The organism is Ruegeria sp. AF8 (assembly GCF_056541825.1).
Map to the genome: position 1 here is coordinate 513,862 of NZ_JBQFYW010000001.1, position 16,872 is coordinate 530,733.

Annotated in this window: 19 protein-coding genes; 10 read left to right on the forward strand and 9 right to left on the reverse strand. The window is 60.6% G+C overall.

Going from position 1 to position 16,872, the window contains the following annotated elements:
* Positions 1-206 precede the first annotated feature (206 nt).
* Positions 207-770 (forward strand): elongation factor P, encoded by a 564-nt coding sequence (efp, locus tag ACR0AO_RS02605; protein ID WP_480599572.1) that lies wholly within the window; start codon positions 207-209, stop codon positions 768-770.
* A gap of 66 nt (positions 771-836) precedes the next feature.
* Here efp and ACR0AO_RS02610 read toward each other — a convergent pair whose 3' ends face one another.
* Complete coding sequence (locus ACR0AO_RS02610) at positions 837-1,760, reverse strand: ABC transporter transmembrane domain-containing protein (RefSeq protein ID WP_480599574.1); 924 nt, start codon at positions 1,758-1,760, stop codon at positions 837-839.
* A 91-nt stretch (positions 1,761-1,851) separates the two neighbouring features.
* Complete coding sequence (gene ygfZ / locus ACR0AO_RS02615; protein WP_480599576.1) at positions 1,852-2,589, reverse strand: CAF17-like 4Fe-4S cluster assembly/insertion protein YgfZ; 738 nt, start codon at positions 2,587-2,589, stop codon at positions 1,852-1,854.
* Between the two features lie 72 nt (positions 2,590-2,661).
* Between ygfZ and ACR0AO_RS02620 the strand changes: the two genes are divergently transcribed.
* On the forward strand, positions 2,662-3,339 hold the full coding sequence (locus ACR0AO_RS02620; protein ID WP_480599579.1) for a TIGR04283 family arsenosugar biosynthesis glycosyltransferase: 678 nt from the start codon (positions 2,662-2,664) through the stop codon (positions 3,337-3,339).
* Here the strand turns inward: ACR0AO_RS02620 and ACR0AO_RS02625 are convergent.
* The gene (locus ACR0AO_RS02625) at positions 3,281-4,102 is read right to left on the reverse strand and encodes a hypothetical protein (RefSeq protein ID WP_480599581.1); all 822 of its coding nucleotides are present in this window, start codon (positions 4,100-4,102) and stop codon (positions 3,281-3,283) included. The two genes, ACR0AO_RS02620 and ACR0AO_RS02625, sit on opposite strands and share 59 nt — an antisense overlap.
* Positions 4,103-4,296: 194 nt before the next feature.
* Between ACR0AO_RS02625 and ACR0AO_RS02630 the strand changes: the two genes are divergently transcribed.
* Positions 4,297-5,067, forward strand: coding sequence for an alpha/beta hydrolase (locus ACR0AO_RS02630; protein ID WP_480599583.1), 771 nt, complete (start codon positions 4,297-4,299; stop codon positions 5,065-5,067).
* Positions 5,068-5,084: 17 nt separating this feature from the next.
* Here ACR0AO_RS02630 and ACR0AO_RS02635 read toward each other — a convergent pair whose 3' ends face one another.
* The 3 genes from ACR0AO_RS02635 to parE all read right to left on the reverse strand — a co-directional run bounded on the left by ACR0AO_RS02635 (position 5,085) and on the right by parE (position 8,351).
* Positions 5,085-5,366 (reverse strand): DUF1496 domain-containing protein, encoded by a 282-nt coding sequence (locus tag ACR0AO_RS02635; RefSeq protein ID WP_480599585.1) that lies wholly within the window; start codon positions 5,364-5,366, stop codon positions 5,085-5,087.
* Between the two features lie 423 nt (positions 5,367-5,789).
* The gene (locus ACR0AO_RS02640; RefSeq protein ID WP_480599586.1) at positions 5,790-6,371 is read right to left on the reverse strand and encodes a hypothetical protein; all 582 of its coding nucleotides are present in this window, start codon (positions 6,369-6,371) and stop codon (positions 5,790-5,792) included.
* 21 nt (positions 6,372-6,392) lie between these two features.
* A complete protein-coding gene (gene parE / locus ACR0AO_RS02645) occupies positions 6,393-8,351 on the reverse strand; it encodes a DNA topoisomerase IV subunit B (RefSeq protein ID WP_480599588.1) in 1,959 nt (652 codons plus the stop codon).
* A gap of 207 nt (positions 8,352-8,558) precedes the next feature.
* Between parE and ACR0AO_RS02650 the strand changes: the two genes are divergently transcribed.
* The 3 genes from ACR0AO_RS02650 to ppk2 all read left to right on the forward strand — a co-directional run bounded on the left by ACR0AO_RS02650 (position 8,559) and on the right by ppk2 (position 11,447).
* On the forward strand, positions 8,559-9,545 hold the full coding sequence (locus tag ACR0AO_RS02650; RefSeq protein WP_480599590.1) for a hypothetical protein: 987 nt from the start codon (positions 8,559-8,561) through the stop codon (positions 9,543-9,545).
* A 162-nt stretch (positions 9,546-9,707) separates the two neighbouring features.
* Positions 9,708-10,316: a carboxymuconolactone decarboxylase family protein gene (locus ACR0AO_RS02655; RefSeq protein ID WP_480599592.1), complete on the forward strand. Its 609-nt coding sequence runs from the start codon at positions 9,708-9,710 to the stop codon at positions 10,314-10,316.
* Between the two features lie 201 nt (positions 10,317-10,517).
* Positions 10,518-11,447, forward strand: a complete 930-nt coding sequence (gene ppk2, locus ACR0AO_RS02660) for a polyphosphate kinase 2 (RefSeq protein WP_480599594.1) — start codon at positions 10,518-10,520, stop codon at positions 11,445-11,447.
* Between the two features lie 11 nt (positions 11,448-11,458).
* On the opposite strand, the gene ACR0AO_RS02665 is transcribed toward ppk2, so the two are convergent.
* Positions 11,459-12,100, reverse strand: a complete 642-nt coding sequence (locus ACR0AO_RS02665; protein WP_480599596.1) for a TIGR02453 family protein — start codon at positions 12,098-12,100, stop codon at positions 11,459-11,461.
* Between the two features lie 114 nt (positions 12,101-12,214).
* On the opposite strand from ACR0AO_RS02665, the gene ACR0AO_RS02670 reads away from it, so the two are divergent.
* Both ACR0AO_RS02670 and ACR0AO_RS02675 read left to right on the forward strand, forming a co-directional pair.
* Complete coding sequence (locus tag ACR0AO_RS02670) at positions 12,215-13,597, forward strand: MATE family efflux transporter (protein ID WP_480599598.1); 1,383 nt, start codon at positions 12,215-12,217, stop codon at positions 13,595-13,597.
* A gap of 55 nt (positions 13,598-13,652) precedes the next feature.
* Positions 13,653-14,354 (forward strand): hypothetical protein, encoded by a 702-nt coding sequence (locus ACR0AO_RS02675; RefSeq protein ID WP_480599600.1) that lies wholly within the window; start codon positions 13,653-13,655, stop codon positions 14,352-14,354.
* A 112-nt stretch (positions 14,355-14,466) separates the two neighbouring features.
* Here the strand turns inward: ACR0AO_RS02675 and ACR0AO_RS02680 are convergent, their stop codons facing one another.
* Both ACR0AO_RS02680 and ACR0AO_RS02685 read right to left on the reverse strand, forming a co-directional pair.
* A complete protein-coding gene (locus ACR0AO_RS02680; protein ID WP_480599602.1) occupies positions 14,467-14,868 on the reverse strand; it encodes a hypothetical protein in 402 nt (133 codons plus the stop codon).
* A 12-nt stretch (positions 14,869-14,880) separates the two neighbouring features.
* Complete coding sequence (locus ACR0AO_RS02685; RefSeq protein WP_480599604.1) at positions 14,881-16,083, reverse strand: pyridoxal phosphate-dependent aminotransferase; 1,203 nt, start codon at positions 16,081-16,083, stop codon at positions 14,881-14,883.
* Between the two features lie 90 nt (positions 16,084-16,173).
* Here ACR0AO_RS02685 and ACR0AO_RS02690 point away from each other — a divergent pair, with 90 nt between their 5' ends.
* Positions 16,174-16,566 (forward strand): helix-turn-helix domain-containing protein, encoded by a 393-nt coding sequence (locus ACR0AO_RS02690; protein ID WP_480599606.1) that lies wholly within the window; start codon positions 16,174-16,176, stop codon positions 16,564-16,566.
* On the forward strand, positions 16,563-16,820 hold the full coding sequence (locus ACR0AO_RS02695; protein ID WP_480599608.1) for a succinate dehydrogenase assembly factor 2: 258 nt from the start codon (positions 16,563-16,565) through the stop codon (positions 16,818-16,820). Before ACR0AO_RS02690 ends, ACR0AO_RS02695 begins: the two co-directional genes overlap by 4 nt.
* The last annotated feature ends 52 nt before the right edge of the window (positions 16,821-16,872 follow it).

Below are 16,872 nucleotides of genomic sequence, written 5' to 3' on the forward strand. Positions count from 1 at the left end.
TTGTTCTTGCTCTTGCAATTTTCGGCGTGGCGTTCCTTATGACCGATGACGCGTGATTCGGATACACCTAAAATGCATAGTTGCGTTGCGTAAACTGCATGGCTCGCTGCAACTGCAGCACTAGGTTTCGTTGTCTTGCCAGGTCCGGTCCCGCCAGATATAGGGTCGCCGAACGGCGCATCAACCATGTGTGAAGGAATAATGTCATGCCCAAGATCAATGGGAACGAAATCCGCCCCGGCAACGTTCTGGAGCACAACGACGGGCTGTGGGCCGCGGTCAAGGTGGATCATGTGAAGCCCGGCAAGGGTGGCGCCTTTGCCCAGGTCGAACTGCGCAACCTGCGCAACGGCTCGAAACTGAATGAACGCTTTCGGTCGGCAGACAAGGTCGAGCGCGTCCGGCTGGAGCAGAAAGATCAGCAATTTCTGTATGAAAACGACGGGATGCTGGTGTTCATGGATGCCGAAACTTATGAACAGATCGAACTGCCTGCGGATTTGCTGGGCGAGCGCCGTCCGTTCCTGCAGGATGGCATGACCATCGTCGTGGAATTCTATGAAAGCGAAGCGCTGAACGCCACCCTGCCGCAGAAAGTCACGTGCCAGGTTGTGGAAACTGAACCGGTGGTCAAAGGACAGACGGCAGCGAATTCGTTCAAGCCCGCGATCCTCGACAATGGCGTCAAGGTCATGGTGCCGCCGTTCATCGCGCAGGACGAAATGATCGTCGTGAATACCGAGACCATGGATTATTCCGAGCGCGCTTGACGTCGCGTCACCCGATCCGGGAAACCGTAATGCCCGCTCTTTTTGGTGAAAAGAGCGGGCATTTTGTCATCGGCGTCCCGGCTGATCCCCGAATATTTCGAGAATCAGTTCGTATTTGATCCGGTTGGCGCTGACCTGGCGGTAGAAGGCGATCAGAAATGCGGTCGGACCCTGGATACGGGTCAGGCCTGTGGTGGCGGCGACGACAGTGCCGACATCAGTCCTGCCATTCAGCACCAGCCATCCCCCCAACATCAGAACCCCCACCGTACCGGCCCCGTTGATTACGCTGAGCAGGAACTTGGCGGACAGTTTCCACAGGAACATTTTGCGGCGGGTTTCATAGATCGCGTCAAAGCGATCGTTTACGGCCCGGACCGCATCCTCGATATCCTGTGTGGTCACGTGATCGGTCGCGGCACGCAGGATGCGGACGCGCTCGGCGACAAAGACATTGACCTTGCGCTGCGAGATCAGAACGATCACGACCTGCGGAACGATCATCGACAGGGCGATCAGGCCCAATCCGGGTTGGGTGGATGAAATATAGCCGATAACGCTGATCAACGTTCCGAATTGCACGACCGGGTCGGAAAACGCGCCCCCGGCGAACTTGCCCAGTTCTTCGGCTTCGGCCGAGATTGCCGTCGCCAGTGTACCCCTGCGCACGGGTTGTTCCTGTTCTTCCGCGTCCGCCGCGCGTCCAAGCAGCCTGTGGCGGATCAGACGGATGATGTCCTCACCCAGAATGCCCGAGCGGAATCCCAACAACCATTTCAGAACGAGGCTCAGCAATATGACGCCCATCATTCCGGTCCCAAGCAGGAGAAGCTCGTCCTTGTCGATATTGCCCGAGGTCAGATGGTTGATGATGTCCCGCTGGAACTCCAGCGGCACCGCCGCCAGTGCGGCAATCGCGATGGACAGGACAATCAGAACGATCTGACGGCCGGAACTGACGCGCCAGATGGCAGAATAGAGTTGAAACATATTTGCCCCCCCCGTCCGGATGGTGAATGGAGTTTGGCGCGGGAGGGGGCAGAGTTCAAACCGTGTTTTTCCTCTGGCCCCAGCACGGTGGCTATCCGGGCAGGCGGACGGGCGCGGACCCGGCCCGCATCTCTCCTTTTGCGCGGTCCAGCCGGAGATAGGCGATGGCCCGGTTGCCGGACCGGGTATGGAGGGTGCCGACTGGTTTTCCCGCTGCGGTGATTTCTGATCCGACCGGGGCTTCGCCATCGATTTCAACGATCTTCAGCCCCTTGCGCAATTCGGTCTTGTGCTTCATGCGCGCGGTGACTTCCTGGCCGACATAGCAGCCTTTTTTGAAGTCGAGACCGTTCAGGGCTTCGAATCGCGCCTCGAGGATATAGCTGTCAGGCGTCAGTTCTATGCCGGTTTCGGGAATGCAATGGGCCACGCGGATTGCATCCCAATCGGTACCGTCGTCGCTTTCCGGCGCGTCTGTATACGCGCGCCAGCCCATATCCGGGTGGCGGGGGTCCGCCAGCGCGCTATCGGGCCGCGCTCCGGTGCCGCGTTGCAGGTGCAGGCCGCTGTCGGAGATCGTCACGTCGGCGCGCAGCTTGTACATGCTCAGCCGCTTGATCAAGCCATCCGCCAATTCCTCGCTCACATCCAACAGAATGCCGTCGCTGTCCCGGGCCAGAAAGAAATCCGCCAGATACTTGCCCTGCGGTGTCAGCAGGGCGGCATAGACCAGCCCGTCTTTCAGCCGCGCGATATCATTGGTGATCAGCCCCTGCAAAAACGGCTCGGTATCCGTTCCGGTCAGGCGCAGAATGCGGCGGGTGGGCATGATGCGGGTCCTCGTCATTTGTCTGGGTCGTTGATATAGGAGAACCCGTGACCAAGACCAGAGGTGACCGACGTGCCCGCCCCGATCAGCATCGTGATCCCAACCCTGAACGCGGGCAGTGACCTGCAGGCTTCGCTGGAGGCCCTGTTCGAAGGGCTGCAGGCCGGGTTGATCCGCGAACTGATCATCAGTGACGGAGGTTCCGGGGACGCCACGCTGCAGATTGCCGAAGAGGCCGGAGCCGTGGTTGTAACCGGCCCGCCCTCGCGCGGCGGCCAGTTGCGTCGCGGCTGCGAAAGGGCGCAGGGCGAATGGCTGTTGGTGCTCCATGCGGATACAGCTCTGCAACCGGGCTGGAGCGAGGCCGTGGCGGCGCATATGCAGTCGAAAAAGGCACCCGCAGCGTTTCGTTTGTCGTTCCGTGCCAAAGGGTTAGGGGCGGTCTGGGTGGCAGGGTGGGCCAATCTGCGCAGCCGGGTTTTCGGGTTGCCATATGGCGATCAGGGCCTGTTGGTTCTGCGCAGGGACTACGAAACAGCGGGCGGGTTTCCCGATCAGCCGTTGATGGAGGACGTGGCACTGGTTCGCGCTTTGCCCCGCGTTGCGCTGCTGCCGGTTCGGGCCCTGACCAGCGCCGACGGATACCAGCGCGCGGGATGGCTGCGGCGGGGTACGCGCAACCTCTGGACCTTTATCCGCTATTGTCTGGGTGCGGATCCTGAACGGCTGGCGCGGGGCTATCGCCGCTGAGGCTGCGGCGCAGTTCGACCAGCGATTTGCCCAGCCGGAAGGGCGCTGCAAAGCTGACAAGGCACAGCGCGATGATCTGCAGGATCAGGATATGGGCGTTGTCCTGCAGGTATTTCCACTCGTCGCGCAGCTTGCCGACCTGTTCGATCAGATCGTCATAGCTTTGCGCCAGAATCACGTAATCTCCTGCAATTGCAGGGACTTTTCGGCGCAGATTGTCGATGGCCACTTGGGTGGGTTCGTCCAGCGTGGTGAAGACGAGGAACTGGTCGATGTCAAAGGCATCGGCCTGCGCCACCATCTCGTGCACCTCTTCCATCTCGTCCCGGGCCTTGCCTCCGAACAGGAAATGCAGCCCCTGAAGGGGGGCGACCTCGTTGGTGACTTCGATGAACAGCGGCAGGTCGGCATTGCTGGCGGTTGAGGCCGACAGGAACTCGACTTTGTCACATAATGCCGCAATATCAACGTCATAGGCCGGGTCGCAGAACCGCAGCCGGAACCGCGCGGCGTCGCGGTCAAAGGCTTGCGTGGCGGCATAGGCGACATCGATCTGCCGGTCGAGGCGCGAGCTGTCGGAAGTATAAAGCCCGGCCAGAACAGCGACCAACGCACCGATACCGCCGAGCACGACCCAGACCAGATCGGCCAGTTTCCACGCCCTGTGTCCGGCGGGTTTGCGGAACAGGAACGCGGTGCCGACCGATCCGACCAAGAAAAACAGGATCAGCAGGGGCAGTTGGTTGTCGGTAATGAACGTCATGGGGCAAAGTTTACGGGGTGCGCGGGTTTGCGCAACTGTCCTCACGAAGATGTAGGTCGGGCGCGAACGGTCCGAATTGTACGGGTTTTCAGGCGGCACTTGTGCGAATTGTACGAGGCGCCCCGGCGGCGGCCGCTTGCCGCATCGGGCGTTTGCCGGTCATAGTGACGGAGGCTGCGACGGGAGGGAACTTCATGACCAGAGAGATTGTTCTGATCCACGGGGCTTTTGCCGGGCCGTGGTGCATGGAGGATTACGCGGGCTTTTTCCGCGACCGGGGCTGGACGGTGCACACGCCAGCGCTGCGCTATCACGGCGGCGACCCCAAGGCCGCGCCCGATCCGGGACTGACCGATACCAGCGTGATGGATTACGCCGATGACATCGCTGCCTTCGTGCAGGGGCTGGACAGCAAGCCGGTGCTGCTGGGTCATGCCATCGCGGGCGTGGTGGCGCAGCAGGTGGCGGCGCGCGGGTTGGCCAGCGCCATCGTTCTGATCAACCCGAACGCACCCTGGGGGACGTTGCCGGAAACCGACGACGAACGCGCGGTGCCCCGTGCGCTGATGGAGGGCGGGGCGTTCTGGAAAGCGCCGATGCGGGTGGAGTTCGACCTGATGGCGCCTTTTGCGCTCAACAGGATGCCCGAGGCGCAGCAGCATGAGGTCTTCGACCGGCTGGGCGCCGAAAGCGGGCGGGTGATGTTCGAGATGTTCTTCTGGATGTTCGACGACCAGCACGCGATGAAGGTCGATATCGACAAGGTCGACTGCCCGGTTCTGATCGTCTCGGGCACCGAGGACCGGGCCGTGAACCCCAACACCTGCCGCGCCTTGGCCGACCTGTACGGAGACCACGCGACTTTCCTGCCCGTGGAGGATCACGCGCATTTTCTGTTCATGGAACCCGGCTGGGAGAAGCCGGCAGGACAGATCGCGGACTGGCTGGATCAGAAGGTGGGCTAGAACACCCGCCCTCGGCTTTATTTATTGGTCGAGAAGGTGCTTTGCGGTTTCCATTTCAGGACGCCGTCGCTCTCCCGATGGCAGCGCAGCAGGCGTTCCTGTACCGTACTGATGGTTTCGGTGACGGTGTTGTCACCAACCATCAGGACAAAGGCATTCTCGGAATAAGCCATGCCTTGGTAATAGCAGAACCGCGTCTCGGCCCCGTCCGGGATCGGGGATGCGGTGGTGAGCATCTGTTGCGCGGGGGCCTGCGAGGCCAGCATGGCCAGAGCCAGTCCGAGGGTTAGTGTTTTCATGTCGTCCTCCCGTTCGAATATCTGTTGGTCCAACTGGGTCTTGGACGCTCGGAACCTCAAATGTCGTTCTTGAATGACGGTTTGAGGGTAAGTGTGAACGAGATCAACGGGTTAGGCAAGGGGCGTGTTTGCAGGCCGCTTGTGGGGACGTCCCTCGCTATCCGCCCAATGCTTGATTCGAAGCATCAAGCACGCGCCCGACCCGCCCCCGTTTTGCCGAAGGCAAACCTTCAGTTTGACGGCGGGCGCGATCCGCACCCACCCTCGGGCCGGGCGCGAGGGTTCTTGGATGGGGTAGGATGGGTTTTCAACCCATAGTTGCGTCAGCGGGTTTTTGAATGATGGGTGCAAGCACCCATCCTACGCTTGCGGGGGGGCTCGATGGAGCACCGGTGGGTTGGAAACCCACCCTACGGCTTGCTTTTAATAGGGAGCGGGGACCAAGGGCATCGCCCGTATGGGAATTGCTTGGTTATTGCTGCGCTCAGACACCTGACCATTTGAGGTTCGACAAAAGTAGGCCACCTCAGGGTCCCTGGTAGTCACTTGAAGATTCTGAGGGAAATTGCATAGTTTAGTTGCCAATCCCAGTTCTGGGAGCCAAGTGAATACGTCCAACCAATTGGGTGCGGAGACCCCGAGTAATTGTTCTGCCCCACGTGACGGTGATACCGTGCAATCTACAAGGCCGACCCCGTCGATTTCAAATATTTGCCAACAACTCAGAGCACGATCTTGTAGTAGACGGCGCAGTTCATCAGTTTGGGTGATAGAAATGCCCCAGAACCGAAACGACGCGGTCTTAGGACCGGGACGTTTTATGGAAAATTCAAATTTGATCTGCCCATCATCATTAATGCTCGGGATGCCGTGGAAGTGGATCTTGTCATAAGTGACACGCTGGATTTTCGGCGAAGAGAGCTCGATCGAGTTATCAGCGTACACTTTGGGTGCGAATACCAATGATGTGGCAAACGCCGCTAACAGTAAGTTTTTTGTCAGCATCCGAAATTCTGGGGTTCTACCTCAAACATCCAACTCCTCCACAAACCGCGCGTTCTCCTGAATGTACTGGAACCGCAGTTCGGGTTTTTTGCCCATCAGGCGCTCGACCAGATCGCCGGTCTCGCCGGGTTCGTCCTCGTCGATGGTGACGCGGATCAGTTTGCGGGAGGCCGGGTCCATCGTGGTCTCTTTCAGGTCCTTGGCGTCCATCTCACCCAGACCCTTGAAGCGGGAAACGTCGATCTTGCCCTTGCCGCCCAGACCTTTGGCCAGCCACTCGTCCCGTTCGGCCTCGTCCAGGCAATAGACGCGTTTCGCGCCTTGGGTCAGGCGGTAAAGGGGCGGGCAGGCCAGATACAGGTGGCCTGCGTCGATCATCGGGCGCATCTGAGTGAAGAAGAACGTCATCAGCAGCGAGGCGATATGCGCCCCGTCCACATCCGCGTCGGTCATGATGATGATCTTGTCATAGCGCAGGTCGTCGACGTTGAACTTGGTGCCAAGCCCCACGCCCAGCGCCTGTGTCAGGTCGTTGATCTCGGCATTGGTGCCCAGCTTGGAACTGGCCGCGCCCAGCACGTTCAGGATTTTGCCGCGCAGGGGCAGCAGGGCCTGTGTCTTGCGATCCCGGCCCATCTTGGCCGAGCCGCCGGCCGAGTCGCCCTCGACAATGAACAGCTCGGTGCCGTCGCGGCTGGTGGCGGAACAGTCCACCAGCTTGCCGGGCAGGCGCAGTTTCTTGGTGGCGGATTTGCGGGCCGTTTCCTTTTCCTGCCGGCGGCGCAGGCGTTCCTCGGCGCGCAGGATCAGGAAGTCGAGGATGGCCCCGGCGGATTTCGTATCGGCGGCCAGCCAGTTGTCGAAATGGTCGCGGACGGAGTTTTCGACCAGCCGTTGCGCCTCGACCGTGGCAAGGCGGTCCTTGGTCTGGCCGACGAATTCCGGTTCCGAGATGAAGCAGGATACCAGTGCACAGCCGCCGGTGATCAGGTCGTCGCGGGTGATCTGCGCGGCCTTCTTGTTGTTGATCAACTCTCCGTAAGCCTTGATCCCCTTGAGGACCGCGGCCCAGAACCCCGCGACGTGGGTGCCGCCTTCGGGGGTGGGGACGGTGTTGCAGTAGGACTGGATGAACCCGTCGCGCGAGGGCGTCCAGTTGATCGCCCATTCGACCTTGCCGGGGGTTCTGAATTTCTCGTTGAAATCCACGGTGCCGGCAAAGGGCTGCTCGGCATAGGTGGACGAGCCGTTCATCGTCTCTTTCAGGTAATCGGACAGCCCGCCGGGGAAGTGAAAGGATGCCTCGGTCGGGGTTTCACCATCATCGATAGCGGATTTCCAGCGGATTTCGACGCCCGAGAACAGGTAGGCCTTGGAGCGGATGGATTTGAACAGACGCGCGGGTTTGAACCGGTGGTGGCCAAAGATCTCTTCGTCGGCGTGGAAGGTTACCGTGGTGCCGCGCCGGTTGGGGGCTGCACCGATTTTTTCGACAGGACCCAAAGGGACGCCCCGTGAGAACCGCTGTTCGAACAGTTGTTTGTCGCGTGCCACCTGAACAACCATGGAGTCCGACAGCGCGTTGACCACGGACGCACCCACGCCGTGCAGACCACCCGAGGTCTGATAGGCCTTGCCCGAAAACTTGCCGCCCGCGTGCAGGGTGCACAGGATGACCTCAAGCGCGGATTTGCCGGGGAATTTCGGATGCGGGTCGATCGGGATGCCGCGCCCGTTGTCGCGCACGGTCAGGGCGTAGTCGGAATGCAGTTCCACCTCGATCCGGTTGGCATGACCCGCCACCGCTTCGTCCATCGAATTGTCGAGGATTTCGGCGACCATGTGGTGCAGCGCGCGTTCGTCCGTGCCGCCGATATACATGCCGGGGCGTTTGCGGACCGGTTCCAGCCCTTCGAGCACCTCGATGGACGAGGCGTCATAGGTGGAGGTGGCGCTGGGCGTCAGAAGGTCTTCGGGCATGGGGGCTGCTCTTGTTATCGGGTTTGGCCCCATTATGGCAGGTGATGTGGTCCGGGGGAAGAGGGGCGCGAGGTGTTGTGGGGATTTGAGGGGCGACGAGGAGCGTAGGTGCCAGCTATGCGGACGAAACGGACATTTGTCCGTCGTCGGTTGCAATCGCGATAAAGGTTTAGCGAAACGAGGCGGTTAAGTTTAGACTATCTGTCCATGGAGATCGAAACCGTCACACTCGAGTCGGACACACCGGGCCAAGAACTCTCATTTCGTGTTTTTCGCTTTCAAGGTACGGGGAATGGTCCAAAAGTTTACATTCAAGCCGCGCTTCATTCACATGAGATGCCGGGGATGGTTGCGCTCCACCGTGTGATCCCGCGTCTTGAAAAGGCCGAACGTGATGGGCGACTTGTCGGAATTGTGACTATCGTGCCCCACGCCAATCCGATCGGTTTGGCCCAAGGTGTGTACGGAGAAACGCTGGGACGTTTTGATTTGAATGGCCGGACCAACTTCAACCGGTCATTTCCCACCAAAGCTGCAAAAGACCTGACTGGGAAGCCCGCCGCCGATCGATTGAAAGCAACTCTTCTCGAGATTGCAGAAAAAGCTGATGTCGTTCTTGATCTGCACTGCGACGATGAAGGCCCGATCTATTTGTACGTTTCCGAAACGCAACTTGACGAAGGGCGCCGCCTCGCCCGGGCGATGCAAGCCGCTGTGATACTGACGGACGCCAGTATCGATCCAATCTCTTTCGATCTTGCAGTTGGAGCTCGTTGGGCGGCTGAGAAATGCGAAGGTGATGTGCGTTTTGCCGCTACAGTCGAGTTGCGCGGTATGATTGATGTAACCTCCGACTTTGCAGAACAAGACGCCAGCGGTCTCTACCGATATCTCGTGGATATTGGTGCCGTCGACGACGAACTCCCTGCTGTTTCTTCCACAGAACCCATTGTGGGCGATGTCGATGCCGCCGAACTGATCCAGACGCCGGTGCCTGGTGCCCTTATTTATGGCGTTGAGGTCGGCGACTGGGTGAAGGAAGGACAATGTCTTGCCGTTGTTTTGTCGGAACCGGGAGCAGCGCACCATGAAATACTTTCGCCTTTCGACGGGCAGGTCATGACGCGCCGTGACCGGCGCTTTGCCCGCCGAGGCGACGACGTCATCAAGGTTCTGCGTCATCCGCTGCCATAGCATCCGTTAGCCGAGAAATTGCAATGCCTGCTTCGGGCTCGAACCGGTGGTTCACCGCCCTCTGCGTCCCGGTACGCCATCGCTTAATGTTAGCCTCGTAACCGGTTCGAATTGTTACTAGGCTGCGCCTGACATTCAATCGAGAGGAAAGACGGGAACCGCATGAGCTGGATCAGGACAGTGCCGTTTGAAGAGGCGACCGGAAAGCTGAAGAAACTCTATGACCGCGTCACCGGCCCGGACAACAATGTGGACAACATCATGATGGCGCATTCCCTGCGGCCGCATTCGATGGAAGGCCATATGGCGCTGTACAAGAACGTGCTGCACCACACCGGGAACAAGATCCCCAAGTGGTTTCTGGAGACGCTTGGCGTCTGGGTCAGTTCACTGAACCAGTGCGGCTATTGTGTCGAGCATCATTTCAGCGGGTTGCAGCGGCTGCTGGGGGATCGGGACCGGGGCGCGGCGATCCGGGCGGCGATCGAGGCGCGCGATCCGGTGGCGGCGCCCCTGGACAGCGCGCAGGTGGCGGCGATGGAATATGCGAAAAAGCTGACCGAGGCCCCGGCAGACCTGACCGAACGGGACATCGCCGCCCTGCGCGCGGCGGGCTGGGAGGATGGCGAGATCCTCGAGATCAATCAGGTCTGCGCCTATTTCTCATATGCCAACCGAACGGTGCTGGGGCTGGGATGTTCGACCGAGGGCGACATTCTGGGCCTGTCGCCGAACAATTCGGATAATCCCGACGACTGGGGGCACCGGTAGGGAGCGGCCGCTCGTTTCCCCGGGATTTTTGCAACCGGAAAGACGCAGAAGGAAGGGTGAACCGTTCCGGTTGACGGTTTCGGCCTGCGCGGCGACTGCTTTTCGGGGCTGGTTGCCCTGAAGTGTTGATACCGATCAACGCGGGGCATCGGGCATTCATGCTAGACTGTTCAAAGCAACAACAAGTAGGAGAATGAGCGGATGGTGACAGAACCCCAGCCCGAACAGAATAACGCGCGTCCGAATGGGCCGGGTCCGGTACCGGCCAGCCCGGCAGAGCCCAGTGCGGAGCGGGTGCGGCAGGCCTTCGAGAGCGGCGAGTACCCCTATCCCAGGAAGATGGGGCGGCGGGACTATGAGGCCGAGAAGGCCAAGTTGCAGGCCGAATTGCTCAAGGTACAGCACTGGGCTCAGGAAACCGGCGAGCGCTTTGTGCTGCTGTTCGAGGGCCGGGACGCGGCGGGCAAGGGCGGTACGATCAAGCGTTTCATGGAGCATCTGAACCCGCGGCAGGCCCGCGTGGTGGCGCTGAACAAGCCCACGTGGGAGGAGAAGGGGCAGTGGTATTATCAGCGCTATGTTCAGGACATGCCGACGGTTGGTGAAATGGTGTTCTATGACCGGTCCTGGTACAACCGCGCGGGGGTTGAGCGGGTGATGGGGTTCTGCACGCCCAATGAATACCTGGAATTCATGCGCCAGACGCCGGAACTGGAGCGGATGCTGGTGCGCTCGGGCATCCGGCTCTACAAATATTGGTTCTCGGTGACCCGCGACGAACAGCTGCGCCGGTTCAGATCGCGCGAGACCGATCCTTTGAAACAGTGGAAGCTGTCGCCGATCGACAAGGCGAGCCTGGACAGGTGGGACGACTATACCGAGGCCAAGGAGGCGATGTTTTTCTATACCGACACCGCCGACGCGCCCTGGACCATCGTCAAGTCGAACGACAAGAAACGGGCACGGCTGAACTGCATGCGGCATTTCCTGTCGACGCTGGACTATCCCGGCAAGGATCAGGCGCTGGTTGGTGAACCCGATCCGCTGATTGTCGGGCAGGCGCATCACGTGATCCATAAATCCGATCACATTCTGGGGGCGGCGATGCACCCGGAGACGCGCGTCAAGTAACCCTGGCGCTGTTATCCGAGTGCGTCCCGAAGCGCCGTGAACAGGGGGCTGAGCTGCGTGAAGGTGTCCTGCAAGGCGCCGAGGGGGCGGTTGAAGGCTTTGGGGGCGAGGTCGTTCCAGATCGTCAGGGATTTGCGCAGCAACAGCTCCTTGTTGGGGTGATCGCGGTCGAAAGGAGCGGGCACGCGCCTGAGTTCCGGTTCGCCGATCCGAAAGCCTTTTGCCCGGTAGCTGTCCAGCAGCCGCGACAGGGCATCGCCCCGCGGCCCGTCCACCTCCTGGCGCCAGGAGGTGAGGGCGGTTTTGTCAAAACCCATGACGCCACCGCCGATGCTGACGTAATCGGGAGAGATGCCGAAAAAGAGGCCCGGAGCGGGTGGGCTTTCCGGCAGGGTCCACATCATGTGCAGGTGGATGTGATAGGGGGTCTTGTCCTTCGAGAACCGGATATCGCGTTGCTGACGGAAAAGCTTGGTGCCCGTGCCCGGCCCTATGACCGCGGCGACCTGTTCCAGCAGCAGGGTGGCCGGGGTTTTCAGGCTGGTTTCGAACCGGGACTTGTTACCGTTGAACCAGTCGCGCGAATTGTTACGGGCCAGTTCGCTCAGAAAGGCGCGGGCCTCGGGGATCAGATCGGCGAAAGGGTCGGGCATCGGGCACACCTCCTTCGTGGCCAGTTTAGCAGGCGGCGCGGAGGAGGAAACGGAATTCATTGCCGCTTGTAAGTACCGCAGACCGGACGTAATCCTGACCGGATGAATTCACCCATGACATACAGAGGCCATGTTCGCGCGATTGCGATACTGGGGCTGCCGCTGATCGGCGGCCATCTCGCGCAATTCGCCATTGGGCTGACTGATACCGTGATGCTGGGCTGGTATGGCGTCGAGGAGCTGGCGGCGGTAACGCTGGCAAGCAGCTATTTCTTTGTCCTGTTCCTGCTGGGCGCCGGTTTCGGCTTGGCGGTGATGCCGATGGTTGCGGCGGCGGCGGCCGAAGAGGACGAGGCCAGCATCCGCCGGGCCACGCGCATGGGGTTGTGGCTGTCGACACTTTTCACCGTGCTGGCGATGCCGCTTTTGTTGTGGTCATATCCGATCCTGCTGACTTTGGGGCAGGAAGAAAGTGTCGCCGGGATGGCCGCGGGTTACCTGCGTGTCGCCGGTTGGGGATTGATGCCCGCCTTGCTGGTCATGGTGCTCAAATCCTATCTGGCGGCGCTGGAGCGGACCCAGATCGTATTGTGGATCACGGTGGCGGCGGCCGTGGTCAACGCGCTGTCGAACTATGCCCTGATATTCGGCAACTGGGGCGCGCCCGAGCTGGGGATCATCGGGGCGGCGATTGCCTCGGTCGTGACCCAGCTTGTGTCGCTGGTTGCGGTGGTCGTTTATGCCGTGCGCGAGTTGCCGAAGCATCAGCTGTTCCATCGATTCTGGCGGCCCGACTGGGAGATGTTCGCGCGCGTGTACCGGTTGGGCGTGCCGATCGGGCTGACCAATCTGAGCGAGGTCAGCCTGTTCGCGGCCTCGGCGATAATGATGGGCTGGCTGGGCGCGGTGCCGCTGGCGGCGCATGGCATCGCCATTCAGCTGACCTCGGCCACCTTCATGGTTCATCTGGGGCTGAGCAACGCGGCGACGATCCGGGCGGGCAACGCCTTTGGCCGCAAGGACCGGGAGCGCATGGCGCGCGGCGCGGTGGTTGTGATCGGCATGTCGCTGGCGATGTCGCTGGTCACGATCGTTCTGTTTCTGACCTGTGCCGAGCCGCTGATCTCGCTGTTTCTGGAACCCGATGACCCGGTGCGGCCCGAGATCCTGACCATCGGTGTCGGCCTCTTGGCGATGGCGGCGCTGTTTCAGTTGGTCGACGGCGCGCAGGTGATGGCGCTGGGCCTGTTGCGCGGGGCGCAGGATACGGCGGTGCCGATGGTGATGGCGGTGCTGAGCTATTGGGCCATCGGCATCCCGGCCTCGTACCTGCTGGGCTTTGTCTATGGCTTCGAGGGGATCGGTGTGTGGTCGGGACTGGTGGTGGGGCTGGCCTTTGCCGGCGTGCTGCTGATGTCGCGGTTCTGGGGCCGGGTGATCCGCAAGGTGGGCCCGGTTCCCGATCAGCCGCCGAGTTTACCCGGCAACCGGCAATAGGCGGTTGGGTAAAAGTGCCAAAATATTTCCGTACTCAGTCTTGGGAAAATCAGAATTGATTACACGCGCACGAATTCTTGGTAGTCTTGTATTTGCTTTGCTGGGGGCCTCTGCCGCGCAGGCAGGGGAAGATGACTTCACCATTCAGCTCAGTTCACGAACCTTCTTTACGGGAGCAGAGTTGCCTCGGATCGGTCCGGACCCCGAATTCATCCCGCTCAACCGTATTGACTGGCTGGATGAGCTTATGCGCCGCGAACCCATTCTGAAAAACACTGTTGTTCATATCAAGCAATTGAACCGAACATCCGATTTCTTGTGGTCGCCAACTGGCCCCGGCGGGGCTTATAAGTTCCCTGATCCTGTGCCCGACCACCTCAGGTTGCCAGGATTTAGGGTAAACTCAGCCGCAAAAAACGGATTCAGGCTCCTGTACTTGACGCCAAAATCATCATCAAAACAGTACGCAATTGGCTGTTCCGCAGAAAGTCACTCAGCGACTTTCGAATATTGCGGGTTAACGGCACGCTATCCTCTTGATCCACGGGTAATCGTTCTGACCCGGATTTATCAACCGCCACCGGTCGAGCAGCTTGAAGCCTTCTTTGAACGCATCGCCGAGATCAGCGTCGGGATCGCGCTTTGTCTGGACGTGACCGAGGAACCCAAATCGGATGTGGCTGGCGATGTGGACGGATATCTGATGGACCACGGCGAGGGCGTTGAAAGAAGATGCGCGCCGGAGGTGACCAGCTAGGTGCGTGTTCCGGTGGTCTGTCTGGCCGAACGCATGGGAATCTGGAGACCCCCCCCTCTGACAGCGTGGAAGAGTGGGCGGATTGCGCCCGCAAGGCAAATAGAACGGAGCGTCAGCCTTTGCTGATCCGATCCGCTTTCTTGCGCACCAGAACCGAACGCAGGTCGTGCATGGCGAGCAGCAGGGCGTCGGTGACCTGGTCCAGCTGCTCGGGCGTCGCCCTGGATTGCGCCCAGTGGGCCGTGAGGTTCAGACGATCCACGGTGCGCAGGATATCGTCGATGTCGCGCAGGGCCAGTTGCGCCTTGCGCCCGGCCATCCAGCTTTCGATCTCGGCCATATCCCCGGGTGTCAGGGTGCGCTGGCCGTGCGGCTTGATCTCGCCGTTGCGGATGTTGACCACGGCGATCTGGTCCATCTCGATCCGTTGGTGGCGGTTTTCCAGGTTCAGGCGAAAAACGAACGCGCCGTTTTCGCGGACACGGAAATAATATTCGGGAAGTTCGGTCGCCATTCGCTTATTCCGTCAGGTCAGGGACGCGCAAAAGCGCTGGATACGGGTGCAGGCCTCGGTCAGGGCCTCGTCCGAAGTGGCGTAGCTGACGCGGAAATTCGGCGACAGGCCGAAGGCCGCGCCGAAAACGACCGCCACGTCGGCCTCTTCCAGCAGGGCGGTGGCGAAGGTCTCGTCACTGTCGATCCGGGTGCCCTTGGGTGTCGTCTTGCCGATCAGCCCGGAGATCGAGGGGTAGACATAGAACGCGCCTTCGGGCGTCGGGCAGGTGATGCCGTCGATGGCGGACAGCATCGAGACCACCAGATCGCGGCGGCGTTTGAAGATTTCATTGTTGGGGGCAAGGAAATCCTGGGTGCCGTTCAGCGCCTCGACCGCCGCCCACTGGCTGACCGAACAGGGGTTCGAGGTGGATTGCGACTGCACCTTGCGCATGGCGGCGATGAGTTCGTCCGGCCCGGCGGCATAACCGATGCGCCAGCCGGTCATGGCATAGGCCTTGGAGACGCCGTTGCAGGTCAGCGTGCGCCCGTAAAGCCCCGGTTCGACCTGAACCGGCGTGCAGAACTCGAACCCGTCATAGGCGAGATGTTCATACATGTCGTCACTCATCACCCAGACATGGGGATGGCGCATCAGTACCTCGGTCAGCGCCTTCAATTCGTCATGCGAATAGCCCGCGCCGGTCGGATTGGAGGGCGAGTTGAAGATGAACCACTTGGTTTTTGGCGTGATCGCCGCCTCAAGCTGTTCGGCGGTCAGTTTGAAGCGGTTTTCCAGTCTGGTCCTGACCACCACCGGCGTGCCGCCTGCCAGAAGAACCATATCCGGATAGCTGACCCAGTAGGGGGCGGGAATGATCACCTCGTCCCCGGCGTTCAGCGTCGCCATCAGAGCGTTATAGAGCGTCTGTTTGCCCCCCGACCCGACCGAGACCTGCGCGGGCGAGTAGTCGAGCCCGTGATCACGTTTCATCTTGGCGCAGACCGCCTGTTTCAGCTCGGGGATGCCGTCGGGGGCGGTGTATTTGGTCTTGCCCGCCGCGATGGCAGCGACGGCGGCGTCCTTGATATTCTGCGGTGTGTCGAAATCGGGCTCGCCCGCGCTCAGCCCGATCACGTCACGCCCGGCGGCTTTCAGCTCGGCGGCTTTGGCCGTCATCGCGATGGTGGGCGAAGGTTTGACGCGCGACAATGTCGCAGACAGGAAACTCATGGGCAGCCTCGGTTTGTATGTTGAGCCCGACTGTCATAGGGTGCGCCCGATTTGTGATCAAGCGATATGGAAACGGCAAGGGAGCTCGCGATGAACGAAGACAATGACTGGTTCGGACCGGATGCGGCGACCTTTGGCGACCGGGTTGCCGGGGCCCGTGAAGCGGCGGGCATGACGCAAACCCAGCTGGCGCGCCGGCTGGGCGTCAAGAAGGCAACGATTGCCGGGTGGGAAGACGACATGTCGGAACCCCGGGCCAACAGGCTGTCGATGTTGGCGGGCATGCTGAATGTTTCGATCAAGTGGCTTTTGACCGGTGAGGGCGAAGGCGCGGACGTGCCCGGCGAATTTGCCGGGGACAACGCGGACCTGGTCTCGATCCTGACCGAATTGCGTTCCCTGCGTGGTGCGATGCGGGAAAACGCCGAACGCGCCGCCCGTCTGGAAAAGCGCCTGCGTCTGCTGGCGGAGGGCACCGGATGACGGAAACGCGTGAAAACCGCATCCGGCGGATGAAGATGCGCTCGATGCGGCGCGGCATCAAGGAAATGGATCTGATCCTTTCGGCCTATGCGGATCGCCACCTGCACAGGATGGACGCCGCGGCGCTAGACCTGTACGACGCGCTGCTGCACGAGAACGATCAGGATCTGTACCAATGGGTCACGGGGCAGGTGGACGTGCCCGACAAATATGGCAATCTGATCGGTGACATCGCGCAAACCTTTCAAAAATAGGGAAATTTCGTCTTAACCGATTCTTCGGCTTTTGAAGCGCATCCTGTCTGCG